The 19501-nt window shown below is 42.1% G+C and carries 22 protein-coding genes; 8 read left to right on the top strand and 14 right to left on the bottom strand.

What is annotated here, in order from left to right:
- Positions 1-19: 19 nt before the first annotated feature.
- A complete protein-coding gene (locus ACA086_RS13025) occupies positions 20-385 on the top strand; it encodes a hypothetical protein (protein WP_371003776.1) in 366 nt (121 codons plus the stop codon).
- Here the strand turns inward: ACA086_RS13025 and ACA086_RS13020 are convergent.
- Entirely contained in the window at positions 382-510 is a 129-nt protein-coding gene (locus ACA086_RS13020) for a 30S ribosomal protein THX (protein WP_371003775.1), read from the bottom strand. The two genes, ACA086_RS13025 and ACA086_RS13020, sit on opposite strands and share 4 nt — an antisense overlap.
- A 169-nt stretch (positions 511-679) precedes the next feature.
- On the opposite strand from ACA086_RS13020, the gene ACA086_RS13015 reads away from it, so the two are divergent.
- The 3 genes from ACA086_RS13015 to ACA086_RS13005 all read left to right on the top strand — a co-directional run bounded on the left by ACA086_RS13015 (position 680) and on the right by ACA086_RS13005 (position 4580).
- Positions 680-1285, top strand: a complete 606-nt coding sequence (locus ACA086_RS13015; RefSeq protein WP_371003774.1) for a uracil-DNA glycosylase family protein — start codon at positions 680-682, stop codon at positions 1283-1285.
- Between the two features lie 270 nt (positions 1286-1555).
- Complete coding sequence (locus ACA086_RS13010; protein WP_371003772.1) at positions 1556-4102, top strand: phosphoenolpyruvate carboxylase; 2547 nt, start codon at positions 1556-1558, stop codon at positions 4100-4102.
- Between the two features lie 10 nt (positions 4103-4112).
- On the top strand, positions 4113-4580 hold the full coding sequence (locus ACA086_RS13005) for a BLUF domain-containing protein (RefSeq protein ID WP_371003771.1): 468 nt from the start codon (positions 4113-4115) through the stop codon (positions 4578-4580).
- Positions 4581-4583: 3 nt separating this feature from the next.
- Here ACA086_RS13005 and ACA086_RS13000 read toward each other — a convergent pair whose 3' ends face one another.
- From ACA086_RS13000 to ACA086_RS12940, 13 genes are all read right to left on the bottom strand, one after another.
- On the bottom strand, positions 4584-6080 hold the full coding sequence (locus ACA086_RS13000; RefSeq protein ID WP_371003770.1) for a M20/M25/M40 family metallo-hydrolase: 1497 nt from the start codon (positions 6078-6080) through the stop codon (positions 4584-4586).
- Positions 6081-6129: 49 nt separating this feature from the next.
- Positions 6130-6351, bottom strand: coding sequence for a hypothetical protein (locus tag ACA086_RS12995; RefSeq protein WP_371003768.1), 222 nt, complete (start codon positions 6349-6351; stop codon positions 6130-6132).
- Positions 6352-6353: 2 nt separating this feature from the next.
- The gene (trpA, locus tag ACA086_RS12990) at positions 6354-7118 is read right to left on the bottom strand and encodes a tryptophan synthase subunit alpha (protein ID WP_371003767.1); all 765 of its coding nucleotides are present in this window, start codon (positions 7116-7118) and stop codon (positions 6354-6356) included.
- A gap of 33 nt (positions 7119-7151) precedes the next feature.
- The gene (trpB, locus tag ACA086_RS12985; RefSeq protein WP_371003765.1) at positions 7152-8336 is read right to left on the bottom strand and encodes a tryptophan synthase subunit beta; all 1185 of its coding nucleotides are present in this window, start codon (positions 8334-8336) and stop codon (positions 7152-7154) included.
- A gap of 2 nt (positions 8337-8338) precedes the next feature.
- Entirely contained in the window at positions 8339-8998 is a 660-nt protein-coding gene (locus tag ACA086_RS12980) for a phosphoribosylanthranilate isomerase (RefSeq protein ID WP_371003764.1), read from the bottom strand.
- On the bottom strand, positions 8995-9780 hold the full coding sequence (trpC, locus tag ACA086_RS12975) for an indole-3-glycerol phosphate synthase TrpC (protein ID WP_371003763.1): 786 nt from the start codon (positions 9778-9780) through the stop codon (positions 8995-8997). Before trpC ends, ACA086_RS12980 begins: the two co-directional genes overlap by 4 nt.
- Positions 9780-10772, bottom strand: a complete 993-nt coding sequence (trpD, locus tag ACA086_RS12970) for an anthranilate phosphoribosyltransferase (protein WP_371003762.1) — start codon at positions 10770-10772, stop codon at positions 9780-9782. Before trpD ends, trpC begins: the two co-directional genes overlap by 1 nt.
- Positions 10769-11338, bottom strand: a complete 570-nt coding sequence (locus ACA086_RS12965) for an aminodeoxychorismate/anthranilate synthase component II (protein ID WP_371003761.1) — start codon at positions 11336-11338, stop codon at positions 10769-10771. Before ACA086_RS12965 ends, trpD begins: the two co-directional genes overlap by 4 nt.
- A 1-nt stretch (position 11339) precedes the next feature.
- Complete coding sequence (locus tag ACA086_RS12960; protein ID WP_371003760.1) at positions 11340-12737, bottom strand: anthranilate synthase component I family protein; 1398 nt, start codon at positions 12735-12737, stop codon at positions 11340-11342.
- A gap of 240 nt (positions 12738-12977) precedes the next feature.
- Complete coding sequence (locus ACA086_RS12955; protein WP_371003759.1) at positions 12978-14519, bottom strand: aryl-sulfate sulfotransferase; 1542 nt, start codon at positions 14517-14519, stop codon at positions 12978-12980.
- A 109-nt stretch (positions 14520-14628) separates the two neighbouring features.
- Entirely contained in the window at positions 14629-15210 is a 582-nt protein-coding gene (locus ACA086_RS12950) for a YceI family protein (protein ID WP_371003758.1), read from the bottom strand.
- 36 nt (positions 15211-15246) lie between these two features.
- Positions 15247-15879 carry an NAD(P)H-dependent oxidoreductase gene (locus ACA086_RS12945; protein ID WP_371003757.1) on the bottom strand — a complete coding sequence of 211 codons (633 nt, stop codon included), beginning with the start codon at positions 15877-15879 and terminating at the stop codon, positions 15247-15249.
- A 9-nt stretch (positions 15880-15888) separates the two neighbouring features.
- Positions 15889-16335 carry a MarR family winged helix-turn-helix transcriptional regulator gene (locus ACA086_RS12940; protein ID WP_371003756.1) on the bottom strand — a complete coding sequence of 149 codons (447 nt, stop codon included), beginning with the start codon at positions 16333-16335 and terminating at the stop codon, positions 15889-15891.
- A 184-nt stretch (positions 16336-16519) separates the two neighbouring features.
- Here ACA086_RS12940 and ACA086_RS12935 point away from each other — a divergent pair, with 184 nt between their 5' ends.
- From ACA086_RS12935 to ACA086_RS12920, 4 genes are read left to right on the top strand one after another with little or no spacing between them, the layout of a single operon-like run.
- Complete coding sequence (locus tag ACA086_RS12935) at positions 16520-16828, top strand: rhodanese-like domain-containing protein (RefSeq protein WP_371003755.1); 309 nt, start codon at positions 16520-16522, stop codon at positions 16826-16828.
- 50 nt (positions 16829-16878) lie between these two features.
- Positions 16879-18159 (top strand): DUF2851 family protein, encoded by a 1281-nt coding sequence (locus ACA086_RS12930; RefSeq protein ID WP_371003753.1) that lies wholly within the window; start codon positions 16879-16881, stop codon positions 18157-18159.
- Positions 18160-18171: 12 nt separating this feature from the next.
- Entirely contained in the window at positions 18172-18399 is a 228-nt protein-coding gene (locus ACA086_RS12925) for a PspC domain-containing protein (RefSeq protein ID WP_369747214.1), read from the top strand.
- Position 18400: 1 nt separating this feature from the next.
- The gene (locus tag ACA086_RS12920; protein ID WP_371003752.1) at positions 18401-19411 is read left to right on the top strand and encodes a TrkA family potassium uptake protein; all 1011 of its coding nucleotides are present in this window, start codon (positions 18401-18403) and stop codon (positions 19409-19411) included.
- Positions 19412-19501: the final 90 nt, after the last annotated feature.

The raw sequence follows: 19501 nt of genomic DNA, 5'->3' as shown, positions 1-19501 counted from the left end.
GCTCTTAGATATTCAATTTATGAAAAAGGTACTCTTTCTTTTCGTCACAATGGCTGTAATGAACCTGGGCTGTACCGACAGGGACGACGATTTATCTGCGGTAAATATTAGGATAAAGAACTCGAGTTCCCTAGCATTCGACGAGGTTGTCGTAGCAGATGAAGAACATATATTTGAGAATTTAGGTTCTGATTCCTATTCGGAATATCAGGAATTCGAAATGGCATACCGTTATGCCTATATCAGAATTACTTCAGGAGAAGAGTCTTTTGTACTGCAGCCAATCGACTTCGTTGGGGAAGAAGAGTTACCCCTTGGCCTTTATACCTATGATCTCAGCCTAACAGAAGAGGGCGAGGTTATACTACAATTTGTAATTGATTAAGTTTTACTTTTTGTACTGATTTTTTCCTCTACTGTAGGTCTTTTCTTTATTTTCCTGCGTCGTCTTACTCCGTAGGACTTGTTAGCTATTTTACCGCGCTTACTGCTTTTATCTCCTTTACCCATTTTATAAAATTTTCTATAAGTTAATTATTGTTTCTCAAAGCAACAAGTTGCTAGTGGAGCTGTATTTGAACTAGTCGGGGAGAAATAGTACCTTGTTCCCCAAGTTTCAGATTCCTTGTTCCTGCACACTCATCCATATCCGCCCTTCCTTTTTCATAGCGCCACTAAGATGATTGTCGGTACATTACCTCCGCCACGTTTTACTCAGGGCGAGTTGAAATCCGGAGACGTAAATTTCTGCTACGGCAGCCGAGATGGGCAACTTTGGCGTATTCTTGATACTATTTTTGATCTTAATCTCAGTTATGAAACCTCTGAAAAAGCAATTGAAGAGCGAAAGCAGTTTTTGCTTGAGAGGCGTATCGCCATATGTGATATTGTAGCGAGTGCACGACGACAAAAAGTGGATGCTTCGGATTTGGGGATGAAGGATATTGAACTGCGTGATATTATTGGTTACCTCAGGGAATACCCGAATATTAACACACTGTTATTTACAGGAGGAAATAGTGCCAACGGTCCTGAATACCTCTTCCGAAAACAAATCAAAGAACAGGGATTGCACTTAAAAGCTGTTGTGACTGAGGTCCCCCGGATTCACGAGTTTCAGCTCGACCTTCCCCGGAGAACCATTCGTACGGTTTCACTCACTGCACCATCAGGGGCGGCGAATCGCGCAGTAGGGAGCATGGAGACTTATAAGGCAATAAAAGCGACTCGTCCTGAATTTAATACATTCGACTTCCGGGTGATGCAGTACAAATCCTATTTCTGAGCAAAAAAAAGAACCCTGCTTTAAAACAGGGCCCTTTAACGAGAACACTATGTGAAAATGAAAAATTGTTATCAATAATTACATCTGCAATATATGACCGGGGATGGGAAAGGGATAATCATTGTTGTGAAGGCTGTTGGTTTTGTTGTCAGTATGCCTTATTTTGTTATTTCGGTTCTCCAAAACAGATTAGAATCGGATTAATGATGATCTTTACCGCGCTAAATCCGATTAAATTATCGGTTCAACCAAACTAGTATAGTTAATCATATGCCACAAAGCAAACGCCTTGAAGAATTTAAAAAACTGGTCACCAACAAGTTCTATGTTTACAACAGCTTGTTTCTCAACCTCCCATACCAAAATATTGAAAATATAGGGGTAATGATCCCCCTTCTTTTCTATCAGTGTGAAAAGGGCCTGCAATCCGGACTGAAACCACAGGAAATACTCGATCATTTTTTTGAGAATTACGCCGAGATTTCCAGTGAAAAGGATAAAGTCGACTTTATGTTCAGGATCATACAATACGTGGAAAGACAAGTTGTATTGTATGATAGCGTAGAGGATGCGGCTTTTCCCAAACTACACGAATACAGCACTTCGAGGTCTATCAGGGATTATTTCCAGATGGTCGACAAGACGAAGAACTGGAATACAATATCGAAACAACTGGAGTCCTTTAGCGCCCGCATCGTCCTAACCGCACATCCCACACAATTCTACACGCCGGCTGTGCTTGATATTATTGAGGAGTTAAGACAATTGATTCTAGAGGATAAAATCAATGATATTGATGTGGTATTACAGCAACTGGGCCTTACTTCTTTGATCAATGCCAAAAAACCAACTCCTCTTGAGGAAGCTAAAAATATTATTTATATCCTCAGAAATATCTACTACGATGCGGTTGGGGAACTCTACAGCTATATAAAAGCCAATGTTCACAAGGAAAATTTCGTCAACTATGATATTTTAAAACTGGGATTCTGGCCCGGGGGAGATCGCGATGGGAACCCTTTTGTAACGGCTGAAATTACTAAAAGTGTAGCCGATGAGCTTCGGATTACCCTTATGAAGTGCTATTACAATGAACTAAAAAGACTCAGGAAGAAACTTACTTTTAAAGGACTTCAAAAGCCACTAAATCAATTGCAGGACCAACTCTATGTTGCTATGTTCGACGCAGGTAAGGCCCTGAGTTTCGATGAGATCATGGCCCCCCTGAAGGAGATTAGCGAAATGCTTGAAAGTAGGTATCAGAGCTTATACAGTGAGGACCTCGAAAAGCTTATGGATAAGGTGAGTATTTTCAGAACTCATTTTGCTACGCTTGACATCAGACAGGATCACAGTAAGCACTATCAATTGATAGAGCAAATCCTTTTAAAGCAAGGAATCGCAAAAGAATCGCTTACTGAAATACCGGAGAAAAAACTAATTGACATTCTGCTTCATAAGGAAATACGATTAGAGGAAAAGGATTTCGATGACGATATTCAGAAAGACACAATTCGCAATATTAAACAACTTAAAGCTATCAAAGCAAAGAATGGCGAAGACGGGTGTAACCGATATATCATCAGCAATTCTGAAGATGTCAATTCGGTGCTTTTTGTTCATGCGCTATTTCGCTGGTGCGGATATGCAGCTGAGGATATTGCCTTTGACATAGTGCCACTTTTTGAGACTATGATAGGGATGGAACGATCTGAGGAGATCATGAATACCCTGTTTTCACTTCCGGAATACCAAAGTCATCTGGCCAGACGCGGACAGAAGCAAACTATGATGCTAGGTTTCTCAGATGGGACTAAAGACGGAGGCTATCTCAAGGCCAACTGGTCTATATTTAAAACGAAAGAAACTCTTTCCAAAGTATGTTCGAAACACGGGTATAAGGCCATCTTTTTTGATGGCAGAGGCGGTCCTCCTGCCCGGGGTGGAGGAAAAACACATCGCTTCTATGCGGCACAAACACGGGATATCGCCAATAATGAGATTCAACTTACCATTCAGGGGCAAACGATTACCAGTACCTACGGGACAAAAGAGCAGTTTATTCACAATTCAGAACAATTACTCACTGCAGGACTTTCTAATAACCTCTTTGGGAAAGAACATGTGATCAATGCGGCCTCTCGGAAACTCATAGAAGAATTGTCTCAGTTGAGTTATAAGAAGTACGACGCCTTAAAACAGCACCCCAAATTTATTCCTTATCTGGAGAATAAAAGTACGCTGAAGTATTATACCAAGGCCAACATTGGAAGCAGACCCGGCAAGAGAGGGCAAAAGGCCAAACTGGAACTTTCAGATTTACGCGCCATATCTTTTGTAGGCTCCTGGAGCCAGCTGAAGCAGAATGTTCCGGGCTATTACGGTATAGGAACAGCCCTCAATGCCCTTGTTGAACAAGGGAGGCTTAGTGAACTAAAAAAACTCTACAAGGAAGTACCCTTTTTTGAAGCCCTGATGCTCAATAGTATGATGTCTTTATCTAAGTCCTATTTTGAACTTACTGCATATATGAAAGATGATCCGGAATTTGGTGAGTTCTGGGAATTATTGCATGAAGAGTACGAACTCTCTAAACGCATGCTGCTTAAAATCAGTAACTTTAAAATCCTTATGGAGAACGAGGTAGTTTCACGTGAATCTGTAAAAATTCGCGAAAATATTGTATTACCCTTGTTAGTTATTCAGCAATACGCACTTCATAAGATCAGTCAGGAAACCTCAAACAGAGAGGTATACGAGAAAATCGTAACACGGTCCTTGTACGGCAATATTAATGCGAGTAGAAATTCAGCATGATAAAAAAGTCATGAATTCGTATGGTATAAATAATAATATATTTCAGCTAACCTATCGTTCCAGGGCAGCAGAGGGCCTTACTGCCTCGAAGATCATGGAGATTGTCGGTGAGGCTGTTACCTTTAATAAACAGCATGATATTACAGGCTGCCTGGTGTTCGATCAGGGTTTTTTTATACAACTGCTGGAGGGTGAAAAAGGAATCGTTGAACAGCTATACACCCAAATAAAAAAGGACAAGCGTCATTTCCAATTTGAAATTTTGTCAAAAGGGTCGACATCAATGCGGCAGTTTAAATCCTGGGACATGGGATATATTTCGATGGACGAATACGCATTGGGAGAAAAGGCTGAATTGGTTAGTAAAGCCAGAGAAGCATTAGATACCATTTCCACAAAAAACGATTTTACCCCTAAAGTATTCTGGTATAATATATTTACGCTGCTTACGGCTTCAAAATTCTACAAAAACCTCTGATTGTTACAGGGTGTTGCTCAGAATTTGATAAAATACCTGAATACCATAGGCGAGTTGCCCAATCCTGAGATTTTCATTCGGACTGTGCTGGTTGTTATCCGGATTCACCATGGGAACGATAAAAGCCGGGATCTGTAATTCATTTACAAAAGGTGCAATAGGCACTGTACCTCCCATAATCCTGATTTGAACCACATCCTTATCAAAAGCATCCGCCAGGCTACGGACTAAAAAATCACCGTATTTATTATTTAAATCAGTCCTGAAAGCATCAGTTACAGGTCCTTCCCTAACAGTTATGAGCCTGGGGTAATTTAAGCGCTCTTCCCGTGTAGGGATAGAATCGGTTATATAAAAGCCCTGCTCTTTAATATGCGACCTAACCAGCTTCTTAAGTGTAGTGCCATCAGACTCCGGTACGAGTCGGATATCGATTTCGGCGGTGGCCGTAGCCGGAACTATGGTCCTGGCTTTTTCTCCAATCCATCCCGATCCCAGGCCTCGGATGTTCAGGGATGGATATTGCAGTGATTCCTGGTAAAAATCACCTACTTTATCAGGACTATTAATGGCCAGATGTTCGTTGATTTTTAAATCGTCATCGGGTACGCTTTTTAAAACAGCCATGGTGGCCTCATCGATCTCGATCCCCTTGTAAAAACCTGGAATAACTACTTTTCCATCGGTATCTTTCATTTCTGCCAGTAATTGTGCCAGCTGAAATCCCGGGTTAGGGGCATAATTTCCATAATGTCCACTGTGTTGAGGTAATTCAGGCCCGTAGGTGGTAAGACTCAAGGTTGTTATACCACGGCAACCGTAAACCACGGTTGGGCTACCCGAGGGATGCACAGGTCCATCATTAATTATAAGAAAATCGGCGGCCAGTAGATCCTTGTATGCCTTTACCGCTTTAGGCAATGGCTTACTGCTTTTTTCTTCCTCCCCATCGAGGATGACCTTGATGTTGAACGGGATTTCTTTGTTATCCTTCTGCAGTAAATCAATGGCATTCAGTAACATTACAATGGGACCTTTATCATCCGAAGTAGACCTGCCAAAGAGTCGCCAGTCATAATTGACATCTTCCTGTAAATCATCGAAGGACCTGGAAGTAAACACCCCGTTTTCAAGGGATTTTAATTCCACTTTATAGGGATTGGGTTGGTTCCATTTTGCAGGCTCGACTGATTGCCCGTCAAAATGCATATAGATCAGTATGGTGGGCTTGTCATCTTCCATTGGGAGGGCTGCAAAAAACAGCGGTCTTCCTTCTGTGGGAAGTACAGAAGTATTAAATCCCCGATCATTAAATCGGGTAGTAAGCCAGCTGAGGTTTCGATTGATGTCGGCTTCTTCAAGCGCATCATTAGGGATAGCCACAAATTGTACTAACTCGTCAATGGCATGTCTTACCTGTGATTTTATAGCAATATCGGTCTGCGGATAGGCCATCATCCCAATACAGACAATCGTAATCAGTGTAAAAAGCTTGTTCATGGTATCAGGGCTCTATAAAAAAAAATTAAATGTAAACAATTCTCAACTCCTATTGCTTAGGGGTTCTTATTTTAATTATGACTGCACGAAGCAATAATAAAAATGGGGTGCCGTGCAGAAGAAGGTCGAACCAGTCCATAAAAGCCATTCCGGTAGCACCACCGGCTACCCACTTGATTTTGCCCCAGAGATGAGGTTCGGGGAAATAGGGTGCAAGGCCCAGGGTAAGGCAGAGCAAAAGCATCAATTTCCAGTTATTAAGTAGTTCCAATTTTACGGTTTTATGGATTTAACAAAAGAGTCGATTCCCTGAGTTCCTTTTTCGGTCAGCATTTTAATAAAGGCAGAACCGATGATGGCCCCTTTTGCTTTCGAAGTCGCCTGATTAAAAGTGGCCGCATTACTTATTCCAAAACCTACGATTTGAGGATTTTTTAGTTCCATTGCTGCAATTCGATCAAAATACTCTTTTTGCTCCTCACCAAAACCAGACTTGGCCCCGGTGGTACTTGCAGAACTCACCATATAGATAAATCCTTCTGAACCACCATCTATTTTTCTAATCCGATCATCACTGGTCTGAGGAGTGATCAGGAAGATATTGAGTAATCCATGAGCCCTGAAAATCTCCTCGTATTCTTCCTGATAGACATCAAGGGGAAGGTCGGGGAGAATGAGTCCGTCAATTCCAATCTCCTCACATTTTTCGCAAAATGCTTTTACTCCATATTGAAGAACAGGATTAAAATAACCCATGATGATAAGGGGTATGGATACTGTCTTGCGAATATCCTTAAGATGTTCAAAGAGGAGCTGTGTATGCATTCCATTTTTAAGGGCAGCAGTTGAACTCTCCTGTATGGTAGGCCCGTCTGCTAGGGGATCGCTGAAGGGTAAACCTATCTCAATCATATCGACCCCGGATTTCTCCAATTTTTCAATAACGGAGACCGTGTCCTCTAATTCTGGATAACCGGCTGTGAAATAGATCGACAGCAACTTGTGATCTTCCTTAAGTTTTTCTTGAATTCTGTTCATGTTTTTATCAGATAAACCGGATTTGTCAACACTCTACAAATTAAAATAGTCGATATAGGTCTGCAGGTCTTTGTCCCCACGTCCCGATAAGTTGATTACCACTATATCATCTTCTTTAAATTTTTTATAATCGAATATGGCGAAGGCATGTGAAGTTTCAATAGCCGGGATAATCCCCTCCAGTTTGGAGACCATCAGGCCAGCTTCCATAGCTTCTTCGTCTGTGATTGCAATAAATTCGGCCCGACCTGTTTTGTACAAATTGGCATGCATGGGTCCAACCCCCGGATAATCGAGTCCGGCAGAAATAGAGTAAGGTTCTGTGATTTGCCCGTCTGCGGTTTGCATTAGCAGCGTTTTACTCCCATGAATTATCCCTACTTTTCCAAGAGCTGAGGTGGCGGCACTTTCACCTGAATTCACACCTTTTCCGGCGGCTTCCACGGCTATAATTCCTACCTCTTCATTATCGAGGTAATGGTAATAAGTGCCTGCGGCGTTACTTCCCCCACCAACACAAGCCACAAGATAATCCGGTTGTTCCTTCCCCTCTTTCTCTTTAAGCTGCCATTTAATTTCTTCAGAGATTACAGCCTGAAACCGCGCTACCATATCGGGGTAGGGGTGAGGACCAACTACAGAACCAATGATGTAGTGGGTGTCAACAGGATTATTGATCCAGTCGCGTATAGCTTCATTAGTCGCATCTTTTAATGTTCTGCTTCCCGAGAGTGCAGGCCTTACTTCAGCACCCAGCATTTTCATTCGTGCAACATTGGGCGCCTGACGGGCAATGTCGATTTCCCCCATATAGACTATGCACTGGATTCCCATTAGCGCACAGACTGTAGCTGTAGCAACACCGTGCTGTCCTGCCCCTGTTTCTGCGATGATGCGATTCTTTCCTAACTTTTTGGCCATCAGGATTTGCCCGATGGTATTATTTACCTTATGGGCTCCGGTATGACAAAGATCTTCCCGTTTCAGGTAGATTTTGGTCTGATATTTCTCGGATAGGCGTTTGGCGAAATAGAGCGGAGTAGGCCTTCCCACATAATCTTTTAAAAGTTGATGGAATTCCGACTTAAAAGCCGGGTCTTCCATAATACTGAGGTAATTCTGCCGGAGTTCTTCAGTATTGGGATAGAGCATTTCGGGAATAAAAGCTCCTCCGAATTCTCCGTAATAACCTTTCTCATCGGCTTGATAAGTATTCATTTTCACTGCTTTATTTTTTTAATAAAAGTATCTAAATCTTCTTTTTTCTTTAATCCAGGTTCGATTTCAAAGGCACTGTTTACATCAACAGCATGACATTTTGATGCCAGGGAGCTGTTCAGGAACTTCCTTAGTTTGTCCATGTCGTTTAATCCAATTCCTCCGCTCAGGAAAAAAGGGGTTTGCAAGGTGTAGGAATTCAGAAGCTCCCAGTTAAATGCATAGCCATTTCCCCCGGGTAAGGGGCCTTTAGTGTCAAATAAAAAATATTCCACAACCTCCTCATAGGGCTTCAGATTCTCAAACGGAAAAGAATCACCAACCCCTATAGCCTTGATAATTCCAACGCTGTTCCGGACTTCATCCTTCAATTCATTGTTTGTGGATAGCGCCTCTTTCAGCCGGGAACAAAATTCCGGAGTTTCAGCGCCGTGCAATTGAACATAGTCCAGTGACATGGTTCGGACTTTTTCAACTATTTCATTCAAAGGTGCATCTACAAATACGCCTACCTTTTTCAGGGTTTTGGGAAGGGAGCTGATTTTGCCATTAAAAAACCTGGGGGATTTTTCCCATAGAATAAATCCCAAATAATCAGGTTGCAGACCTGTCACCTCTGCTATATTTTCTTGAAATTTCATCCCGCAAACCTTGATCTTCATTGTTCAAGTGTTTTTATAAATTCGGTAGCCTTCCGCCCTGGATCTTCTGTTGCCATAAAGGTTTCCCCGATGAGGAATCCACGATATCCCATCCCCCTCAGTTCGCGAATCGACTCAATATTGGAAAGGCCACTTTCTGAGACTTTTACAATCTCACCGGGAATATCAGCAGCCAGTTTTCTGCTGGTTTCAAGGGAGACTTCAAATGTTTTTAAGTTCCTGTTATTAACTCCTATCATATCGATATCCGGCAGAAGGGACCGCATTAATTCTTTTTCGTCATGGACTTCCAGTAATACTTCTAAACCCAGTTCGTGCGCCAGATCTGTAAATCTTCTGATCGTATTTTTATCCAGGATGGCCGCAATCAGTAAAATGACGTCGGCTCCGTGGGCCCTGGCTTCAAAGAACTGGTATTCATCGATCATAAAATCTTTTCTCAGCAACGGTATGTTTGTGGTCGCCCTCGCCATTTGCAAATCCTCCAGACTGCCCCCGAAGAAATGCCCATCTGTAAGTACAGACATCCCACAGATGCCGGCTTGCTCATAACCCATGGCTACCTCGTGAACGGGGCTGTGATGGTTGATTACCGATTTTGAAGGGGATCTTCTCTTGAATTCGGCTATAACACCGGATGCGCTTTTTCTCAATGCAGCTGAAAGGGATAGGGCAGGGCGTTGAAACAGACTACTTGCCTCTAGCTGATGGACCGGGACCAGCTCTTTTTTTAAAGCGACCTCGCGCTTTTTGTGCTTAACTATTTTTTGAAGGATGTCCATTATTTACTGAGTTCTTGAAGTGTTCTCAATGCTTTTAAACCGGCACCACTCATCAGAGATTCCCGGGCGGAAATAAATCCTTCTGCCGGAGTGAGACCCTTAACGGTTGCTATGGCGATACCTGCGTTTGCACATACCACATGGTTCTGGGCTTCGGTACCTTTTCCCTGCAAGATATCCATAAAGATCTGAGCTGAATCTTCTATAGTTGCCCCTCCCTGGATGTCTTCCTTTTCGATTTTTAAAATACCAAAATCTTCGGGTGAGAGCATGGCTTCGGTAGCATTAGAAATAGTTTTCGTGAGTCCGGTAAGGGAGATCTCGTCATAGCCGTCGAGGGCATGTAAGATTGTATATCTTTTGTCTGTATTCTGATAAAGATATCCATACATCCGGGCTAATTCAAGATTGAAGACCCCTACGATCTGATTCTTTGGAAAAGCCGGATTAACCATGGGTCCCAGCATATTGAAAAAGGTCTTTACGGCCAGTTCACGGCGTATAGGTGCAACATTCTTCATTGCAGGGTGAAACAGAGGGGCGTGGAGAATGCAAATTCCGGCAGAATCAATACTCCTGCGTAAAAAATCGGGTTCATTGCTAAACCGAATTCCCAAAAATTCCATCACATTACTGCTTCCACATGTTGAAGAAACACCGTAATTACCGTGTTTGGTTACGTTTATTCCCGCTCCGGCGGTGACAAAAGATGCCAGGGTGGAAATATTAAAAGTGTCTTTACCATCCCCACCGGTTCCACAGAGATCAACAGGATTGTATTCATCCAGATCGACTGCCAGGCATAGTTCGAGGAGGGCGTCTCTGAAACCTTCCAATTCCTCTATGGTGACACTCCTCATCATATAAACAGTAAGAAAGGCTGCGGTCTGGGAAGGATTGTATTTTCCCCCGGCCATATTAATCAGGATTTGCCTGGCATCTTCTTTGCTCAGGATTTCCTGGTTGATCAAACGATTTAAAGTCTCTTTCATACCGTATTTCGTATCCAGTTATCTAATATTTTTTTACCCTCCGGAGTCAGTACAGATTCCGGATGGAATTGAACAGCAGACACGTCGTACTTACTGTGTCTCAGAGACATCAGCTGACCGTTGGAGTCAAATGATGTTGCGATCAGTTCGTCGGGAAGTTGAGGGTCGACTACCCAGGAATGGTATCTCCCTACGACTATTTTTTCAGGAAGGCCTTTAAAATTTGGATCTTCTTTTGTGATCTCGATTTCAGTAGCTACCCCGTGGTAAACCTTATCGAGATTGATAAGCCTTCCTCCAAAAACTTCACCAATAGCCTGCTGACCCAGACAAACCCCGAAAATACTTTTGGTTGGGGCATAAGTCCTGATGATTTCTTTTAGCAGTCCGGCTTCATCTGGTATTCCGGGCCCCGGAGACAAAACGATCTTATGAAAAGGCGCTACTTCCTCCAAGGTGAGTTTGTCATTTCTTTTTACTACTACTTCGCAATTCAACTCTTCCAGGTAATGAACGAGGTTATAGGTAAAGCTGTCGTAGTTATCGATTACCAATACTTTTATCATATCAGAGATCTTCAGCGATTTCCAGTGCCTTGTTTAAGGCACCCAGTTTGTTATAAGTTTCCTGCAATTCATCTTCCGGGTCTGAAGCTGCAACCAAACCAGCACCAGCCTGGTAATACAAGGTGTGATCTTTGCTTAGGAAAGTCCTGATCATAATGGCATGGTTAAAATTGCCATGAAAATCCATGAATCCTATGGCACCTCCATAATAGCCGCGGTTAGTGGGTTCGTAATCCTCTATCAGTTGCATGGCCCTGTGTTTGGGTGCACCACTGAGGGTTCCTGCCGGAAATGTATCAGCGACTACTTTTAATGTTGGAATATCTTTTTTCTTCTGAGCGCTAACTTTAGAAACCAGATGAATAACATGTGAAAAAAACTGAACTTCCCTGTAATTTTCAACATGGACCTCGGAACCATTTCTGCTGAGATCATTTCGCGCCAGGTCTACCAGCATCACATGCTCGCTGTTTTCTTTGGCATCTTCTGATAACTTTTTTGCCAGAATAGCATCTTCTTCATCATTCCCTGTTCTCCGGAAAGTTCCGGCGATCGGGTGGATTTCAGCTTTGCCGTCCTTGACAATAAGCTGTGCCTCCGGGGAGCTGCCAAAGATTTTAAAATTACCGTAATCAAAGTAGAACAGATAAGGGGAAGGGTTGATGGACCTAAGTGCCCTGTAGACATTAAATTCATCCCCCTTAAATTGCTGTGAGAACCTTCTTGATAGTACCAGTTGGAAAACATCGCCCCGATGACAATGCTCTTTGGCCAGGTTTACAAATTCTTTGAATTTATCATCGTGGAGATTGGTTTCCCTTTCCCCTGATTTACTAAAGGTATAGGAAGCAAAATTACGGGCATTGAGTAATTGCTCTATCGTATCCACATTGCTCTCGCGCTCATAACAATGGGCAAAGATATAGGCTTCGTTTTTAAAGTGATTGATCGCAATGATGTTCTGGTAGACCGCATAGAAAACATCCGGTATTTGATTCCTGTCCTCCTTTTTACGGATCTCAACGTCTTCAAAATACCTCACGGCGTCATAGGCCAGATAACCAAACAAACCATTGTTGATGAATTTGAAACCCTGCTCAGAAACTTTAAATTGTTTGGCAAAGCTGTGGATAGCACCAGCTACATCTGTAGTTTCAGTAATTTCGGTTTCGCTAAAGGAGCCGTCCGGAAATTTCTCGCGGATCTTTTCATCTTCAATAGTAATGGAGGCAATGGGATTGCAGCAGATATAGGAAAACGTATTGTCATTTGCCCTGTAATCACTGCTTTCGAGCAGAATGCTGTTGGGAAACTGATCCCGGATCTTGAGATACACGCTAACCGGAGTAATGGTGTCTGCCAGGATTTTCTTGTAATGGGTCTTAAGTTGATACGGCATTTTATTATGCTAAATTCGTTGGGTATGCTAGTGCTTAAGAATGCAAAAAGGCTTGTCGTGATAGACAAGCCTTTTCGTACAGTAGTACTTCAATGTGCTTCGCTCACGACATCTGACGTAAGTTACTCCACCACCAAGTATTTACTGTAATTCTTTTCATGGCATCAAATATAGAAAGGAATTTGAAATATTCAAATCTATTTAAGTGAATCTTGGGAAACTCTTTTGGTTAATATGTATTTAATATTTCAAGGGCATCCGCTCCGATCTGTAAAGGATGTCTGTTTGACCCCATGAAGGGGTGCTGTTACCTTTCAAACTCTTTAAATAAAGGGTGGCTTCAAAAACTTCCTTCCCGCTGCTTCGGTCTACTTCCACAATTTTGGCAGCCAGGCGCCCATTTTCCTTAAGATACCCAGAGGTCACAAGTATATTTTGAGTTTCCGGCAGGTAGTCCACGTCACTTACAATAGTGGAAAAGAAATTGAGGCCCCTTTCCTTCCCATACTGCCAGAGCTGTTCTGCTGTCTTATTTTCCTCATCAATGTTGTATTCCACGGCCCGGGAATACTGAATTTTTGGATTGTAGTTTCTGTAGGTCCCATTGTCAAAAACGAGCAAAGTTCCGTCAGGTGTGAGTTTTGGTGCATGTGGACCCCATGAAAAATCGAATTCCTCCGAACTTTCAACGCCTTGCTGGATATTTTCCGGATAGGGTTCTCCTGCTCCATTCACTGCGGTAAGTAAGAAAGGAGCGGTTTCAAATCCATCGCCATTTCTTCCAGACTTCCCCCAATTTTTTGTTGGAGCCAGGATCCATTGCAGTTGGTTGTTCCATGAAATTTTAAAGAGCCCCTGGTTCTTTGCTGAGACGATGATGGAATTATCTCGGGGGTCAAATGCCAGGCCATTCATATGCAACCAATCCCCGGGTCTGAAGAAATTGAGTTCCTTCCGACTTACATCTAATACTTTGGCGACGTCCCACTCTCTGACAATTTTAGATTTTTTCCGATCGAACAAAATGATAAAATCACTATCCGATTCAACGTAATTACCATCGAGTTTAATAAAGTTATTCCGCTTCCCTACACAGATCAGTAAATTTCCATCAGGCAATTCTACTACATCGTGGTGCATTCCATAATTATTATTGATGGAAGTTTCCCTGACGATTTTTCCCAGCATATCAAACTCGTAAATCACATGCCTGCTCACCATCAATATAGTTCCGTCCCTGAGGCGTTGGAAGGGACTTACCATTTTGCCGGCAAAACTCAGGTCGAGATACCACCTAACTTCCCCCTGGTCATCAAAAATTAATGGCCCTGAGCTAAATTTTCCCCTGTTGGCAAAATGCAAATCGCAGCCGTGCATACCGGAAGTCATTTTGCTCCGATCCAGTGTGTTAATTACGATTTGGGGAATTCTCGTAGGGAGTTTGCCCGTTTTGATCTCAAGGGTGTCGTGGATCACTCCTCCTTCATACTCCAGTTTTACGGCCACCTGGTTGTTCTTATCAGGGTACAGACCTAGTACTGGTATTTCAGAATTCGTGAACTCTTCATCGAATTGTTGTTCCCATGGAATATCACCCAGCACTTTCACACTTGCTTTTACCGGTTGTTCAGCTTCAATCTGTAAAACTGCAGTCAGCGGGGCAATGTTATTAGGATTTAAAACGGGTTCTATAGAATAATCAAATCCCGAACTACAACCGCTCAGGATCCAGAAGCCAATGAGGAAAATAAAAATTGATGAAATTGTTTTTTTTGGTGTCATCTTTAAAAGTATGCCCAAAAATAGAATTTTGAGATGATATTCTCTGGTTACCTTAAAAAAAATCCCGGACAAAAACATGTCCGGGACTTTAATTTTGAATGTTTAAAATCTAGAATTCCAGGTCAACCACAAGATCAAATTCATCGTAGATGGTTTTGTCTCCGAGGTTGTCGAAGAAACTACCTGATCCGTAGCGTACGTCGTATTGAGCTCTGTCAATCTTGGCTGTAGCAGTGGCTTTGCTTCCGTAAACTGAAACATCAAATGTGATTGGCTTGGTGATACCTTTAATGGTTAGGTCACCGGTAACTTCATAAGAATTTTTCCCTACCGCTTTCACTTCGGTAAATACCAGCGATGCTGATGGATGATTCTCAACACTAAAAAAATCATCCGATTTCAGGTGACCTTCCAGTTTCGCTTTGGATCCACCTTCCAGATCTGTAGAGATTAAAGAGGTCATGTCTACGGTAAAATTTCCACCTACCAGTTTATCGCCGTCAAAAGACAACTGTCCTTCTTTAAGCTGAACAAGTCCGGTATGCGACCCTGTTACTTTGTAGGCTTTCCACATAACCGAGCTCTCTTCGGTCTTTACTGTTTTGGTGATGACATTTGTCGGTTCGGTAGCTGCCGAGGCAAAACCTCCGAAAACAAGAGCCATAGAAATACTGAGAATTGTTTTTTTCATGATTTTAAATTTAATAATTGAACTGTTTTTAAATAATTATATATGTGTAAATAAACTTTCTTTAGGTCTTCGCACCTTTTTAAGGTGCTGGGTTTCGTCCTGTTCTGATCGATATCCCAGGGCAACAACCACGGAGGTTGTCAGGTCCTGCTCATCCAGGTTCAGAATCCGGTCGTAGGCCTCCGCTTCAAATCCTTCCAGAGGGCAGGCATCAATGTGCATTGCCCCTGCAGCTGAGAGCAGATTGCCCAGGGCCAGATAGGTTTGCTTGGCGGTCCAGTTTTGTTTGTCCTCTTCTGGAAAGGTTACCAGTTTAGACTTCATAAATTCCCCGTAGGCTTTTAATCCTTCTGATGGAATTTCACGAACATCGCTAACTTCTTTTAAATAGCTGTCTATCAGTTCAGGACCAAAGGTTTTGATATTGGCAAAGACAAATAAATGGGAAGCGTCTGTAATTTGCGACTGTCCCCATGAGACTTCTCTCAAAGAGCTTCTTATTTCAGGATCAGTAATTACAAATACGTGATATGGCTGAAGTCCAAAGGAGGAGGCACTCAAACGAGTGGCTTCGAGTAACAATTCAAGATCTCTGGCCGATATCTTTTTTTTGTCATCAAATTTCTTCGTGGCATACCGCCATTTCAAACTTTCTAAATATGAATTCATAGCAATTTTTTAAAATTTATCTAAGAGCGTATTGAGTTGAATTAGTTCTTTTTCATTCAAAGCTGAAACCAGAGAATTCTCGGTCTTTTTTATTACTTCATCCATTTCCTGGAGAAGGCCGAGACCTTTTTTAGTGATTGTTATTTCGACTTTCCTTCTGTTGGCCTCACAAACGGAGCGGTCTACAAGTCCCTTGAGCAGGAGTTTGTCTACCAATCTTGTCGTATTGCTCATTTTAGTTACCATACGTTCATTGAGGGTAGAGAGATTCGCAGGCTGGTTTCCCTGACCCCTTAAGATCCTAAGTACGTTGAATTGTTGCAATGATACTCCAAAGGGTTTAAGCGCATGGGTAATGGTTTCAACTACCTTGTTATTAACCAGCATTAGGTGAATCAGCGTTCTGCTGGTGAGCGGAATTTCTTTCTTGGTTTTTATAATAGCTTCAACATTCATGTAACTACAACAATTGTATATACAAATGTATGTATTCCTTTTGATTTAAAAAGAAATTGAATGATAAAAATCTGTTAAATTATCTGGCAACATTATTCAATACCTTTTGCAGCATGCAAGTCGAATCAACAAATCCTTTCTATAAAGGGAAGTATTGCTATTTTTGCAATTCAAAATAGAAAACATGGCAGATCTTACTCAGGAAGAATGGACTAAGAAGTTAAGTGAAGACTCCAATGCAGTAATTCTGGATGTCCGTACTCCGGAAGAAGTTGAAGAGGGGATTATCAAAGATGCGATGCATATTGATATCTATACAGGGCAGGCTTTTGTCGATGCTCTACAGGAACTCGATAAAAGCAAAAACTACTATGTGTATTGCCGTTCCGGGAATAGGAGCGGGCAGGCGTGTGCCATCATGAACAGTCTCGGTTTTGAGAGTGCCTATAACCTACAGGGTGGTGTGCTTGAATGGGAGGGCGACTTGTCATAATTTACTTCTTTTCTGAATTCTGATTGCAGGCTACGATCGTACATTTACAGATGTATGAGATCGTTCTGCACCGTATTTGGGAATCACAGAATTTTCCCATCAATGCTCTTTTCACCACCAGGGGAGAAAGCATCCATGTGGTTTCAGCGGGAGAACCCAATTCTCTCTCAGGCCCCGATTTTCATCACTCGAAAATAAAGATTGGTGATAGCGAATGGAGTGGCCATGTGGAATTGCACATAAAGGCTTCCGACTGGTATTTGCATGGACATCACAAAGACCACGCTTATAATACGGTGATTCTTCACGTTGTCTGGGAAGCTGATACCGAAGTCCTTCGAAAGGACGGTACGGCAATTCCCACCTTGTCACTTTCTGAGCTTGTTTCGCAAAAAGTGTTGAATAGGGTTCGGAAATCCACCAGACAAAATATACCTAAGGAACTAGCTTGTAAAGGAATACTTTCCGGGGTACCCGATGATATGCTGAATTCATGGAGGGAAGAACTGTTCTGGCAACGCCTTGAGGTGAAATGTTCTCAAATAGAACTCTGGCTGCACAAATTCGATAACGATTGGGAATACGTAATGTTTAAGGCGTTGTTAAAGGGCTTTGGCCTTAACCTCAACGGACAGGCATTTCTCAGCCTGGACCGGGCACTTCCATTTTCCGTATTTCGAAGATTAACACCGGATCCTCTTGCCCTGGAGAGTGTACTCTTCGGACTCAGCGGTTTGCTGGAGGAAGATAAATGCGACAGTTCATATTTTTCCTCTCTGAAAAGGGAGTATTTGTTTTTAAAAACAAAATATAATCTGATAGCTGATGCCTGCCAGCATCCTGAATTCTTTTCGCTAAGGCCCTATAATTTTCCTACGATCAGGCTATCACAATTTGCCCACTTATACCATAGGAGGCCCAATCTTTTCGATCAGATCAGAAAAGCAGATTCACTATCCTCATTAAAAACCCTGCTTCATGCCCAGGCTAGTCCGTATTGGAATTCTCATTTTACTTTTGGAAGGGAAGCACCTTCTGGTGTTAAGGAACTCAGCGATACTTTTAAGGACATACTCCTTTTAAATGCTGTTTTTCCTATACTGATATGCTACGGTGCTTCTGTCGGAAAAAAGGTCCACCACAGAATAAAACAATGGGCAGAGGAGATGAAAGCAGAACAAAACAAAGTGATCCGAATTTTTAAAAAAGAAGGGATTCCCTCAAGAAATACACTGGAATCCCAGGCGATTATTCATCTCTATTCAAATTTCTGCAGAAAAAATAAATGTCTACAATGCCACTGGGGCAGTTATTTATTGTATGGAAAATAGTAATTTTAAGGTATGAATTTGTTTTATCGCCTGCTATACTTTTTTCAAAAACGGGGGTTTGAGGTTTCAAGACGAATAGCTGAACGTCTGGGAATAAGAGCCCGTGTGGTGCGCACAACCTTTATATATCTGACCTTTGTGACTTTGGGTTTCGGATTTGCTTTGTATCTGTTTTTGGCATTCTGGCTGCGAATAAAAGATCTAATGTATACCAAACGCACTTCAGTTTTTGACCTTTAATATGTTACGACTTTTTCGTTCCAAGATCTACCTAGCTATCGCACTGATGATTACTGTGCTGATCATCGGAGTTATGGGTTATCGGTATATATCAGATTATGACTGGTTAGATGCCTTGTATATGACCATCATTACGGTAACGACCGTCGGATTTATGGAGGTAAAACCATTAGATGCCGAATCAAAGATTTTTACCGTGATGCTCATTATAAGTAGTGTCATTATCTTTTCCTTTGCGCTTTCGGTAATATCAGAATACATCCTGAGCAGAAATTCTTTACAACTTTTAAAAAAGAAAAAAGTGAGAAATCAAATCAACAGTTTATCTAACCATGTAGTGGTCTGTGGTTTCGGGCGAAATGGCATGCAGGCTGCAGAACGATTAAAGGCTTATAATCGTCCGTTTATTGTCATTGAAAGAGACAGGGAGGTCATAGAAAAACATGAAAACGAGGTGCTTTTTATTGAAGGCGACGCCAATGAAGACAGCGTATTGATAGAGGCCGGTGTAGAACGAGCCAGTTACTTAATCGCAGCACTTCCGGATGATGCAGAGAATTTGTTTGTCGTTCTCTCAGCCAGACAGCTTAATAAAAACCTATTTATCATCAGCCGGGCATCAAAGGTTACTTCTCAAAAAAAATTGCATTTAGGCGGTGCCGATAAGGTGATCATGCCCGATAAGATAGGAGGGGACCATATGGCTTCCCTGGTAGTAATACCAGACCTTATCACCTTTATGGATAAACTTTCTATGGAAGGGGAGCATACTACCAATCTTGAAGAAGTGGCTATCGAAGACTTTTCTGATCAGGTGGAATGTAATTCGCTGAGAGATCTCGATCTGAGAAGGAAAACCGGCTGTACCATCATTGGCTATATTGAACCAGATGGCAATTATATCATCAATCCCGAAGCTGATTTGCCACTGAAGCCCAAGAGTAAGGTAATTGTCCTGGGTCGCCCCGAACAGATTAGGAAACTAAATGAAATGTTCCATATCCAAGCCTGACATTTGGGAAAGAATATTTGATTGGGATTATATTTTTTAGGATATTGCCCGACAGTTCAACCGACTGCCTATTTTAATCCTATATCACTT

The sequence above is a fragment of the Muriicola sp. E247 genome, from assembly GCF_041358175.1.
Lineage (GTDB): Bacteria > Bacteroidota > Bacteroidia > Flavobacteriales > Flavobacteriaceae > Muriicola.
Note: the sequence above shows the minus strand (reverse complement) of the source record. Positions and strands in the feature narration are given on the sequence as shown.

Coding starts and splice junctions, on each gene's coding strand:
- ACA086_RS13025 (WP_371003776.1), top strand. CDS start 20: ATGAAAAAGGTACTCTTTCTTTTCGTCACAATGGCTGTAATGAACCTG.
- ACA086_RS13020 (WP_371003775.1), bottom strand. CDS start 510: ATGGGTAAAGGAGATAAAAGCAGTAAGCGCGGTAAAATAGCTAACAAG.
- ACA086_RS13015 (WP_371003774.1), top strand. CDS start 680: ATGATTGTCGGTACATTACCTCCGCCACGTTTTACTCAGGGCGAGTTG.
- ACA086_RS13010 (WP_371003772.1), top strand. CDS start 1,556: ATGCCACAAAGCAAACGCCTTGAAGAATTTAAAAAACTGGTCACCAAC.
- ACA086_RS13005 (WP_371003771.1), top strand. CDS start 4,113: ATGAATTCGTATGGTATAAATAATAATATATTTCAGCTAACCTATCGT.
- ACA086_RS13000 (WP_371003770.1), bottom strand. CDS start 6,080: ATGAACAAGCTTTTTACACTGATTACGATTGTCTGTATTGGGATGATG.
- trpA (WP_371003767.1), bottom strand. CDS start 7,118: ATGAACAGAATTCAAGAAAAACTTAAGGAAGATCACAAGTTGCTGTCG.
- trpB (WP_371003765.1), bottom strand. CDS start 8,336: ATGAATACTTATCAAGCCGATGAGAAAGGTTATTACGGAGAATTCGGA.
- ACA086_RS12980 (WP_371003764.1), bottom strand. CDS start 8,998: ATGAAGATCAAGGTTTGCGGGATGAAATTTCAAGAAAATATAGCAGAG.
- trpC (WP_371003763.1), bottom strand. CDS start 9,780: ATGGACATCCTTCAAAAAATAGTTAAGCACAAAAAGCGCGAGGTCGCT.
- trpD (WP_371003762.1), bottom strand. CDS start 10,772: ATGAAAGAGACTTTAAATCGTTTGATCAACCAGGAAATCCTGAGCAAA.
- ACA086_RS12965 (WP_371003761.1), bottom strand. CDS start 11,338: ATGATAAAAGTATTGGTAATCGATAACTACGACAGCTTTACCTATAAC.
- ACA086_RS12960 (WP_371003760.1), bottom strand. CDS start 12,737: ATGCCGTATCAACTTAAGACCCATTACAAGAAAATCCTGGCAGACACC.
- ACA086_RS12955 (WP_371003759.1), bottom strand. CDS start 14,519: ATGACACCAAAAAAAACAATTTCATCAATTTTTATTTTCCTCATTGGC.
- ACA086_RS12950 (WP_371003758.1), bottom strand. CDS start 15,210: ATGAAAAAAACAATTCTCAGTATTTCTATGGCTCTTGTTTTCGGAGGT.
- ACA086_RS12945 (WP_371003757.1), bottom strand. CDS start 15,879: ATGAATTCATATTTAGAAAGTTTGAAATGGCGGTATGCCACGAAGAAA.
- ACA086_RS12940 (WP_371003756.1), bottom strand. CDS start 16,335: ATGAATGTTGAAGCTATTATAAAAACCAAGAAAGAAATTCCGCTCACC.
- ACA086_RS12935 (WP_371003755.1), top strand. CDS start 16,520: ATGGCAGATCTTACTCAGGAAGAATGGACTAAGAAGTTAAGTGAAGAC.
- ACA086_RS12930 (WP_371003753.1), top strand. CDS start 16,879: ATGTATGAGATCGTTCTGCACCGTATTTGGGAATCACAGAATTTTCCC.
- ACA086_RS12925 (WP_369747214.1), top strand. CDS start 18,172: ATGAATTTGTTTTATCGCCTGCTATACTTTTTTCAAAAACGGGGGTTT.
- ACA086_RS12920 (WP_371003752.1), top strand. CDS start 18,401: ATGTTACGACTTTTTCGTTCCAAGATCTACCTAGCTATCGCACTGATG.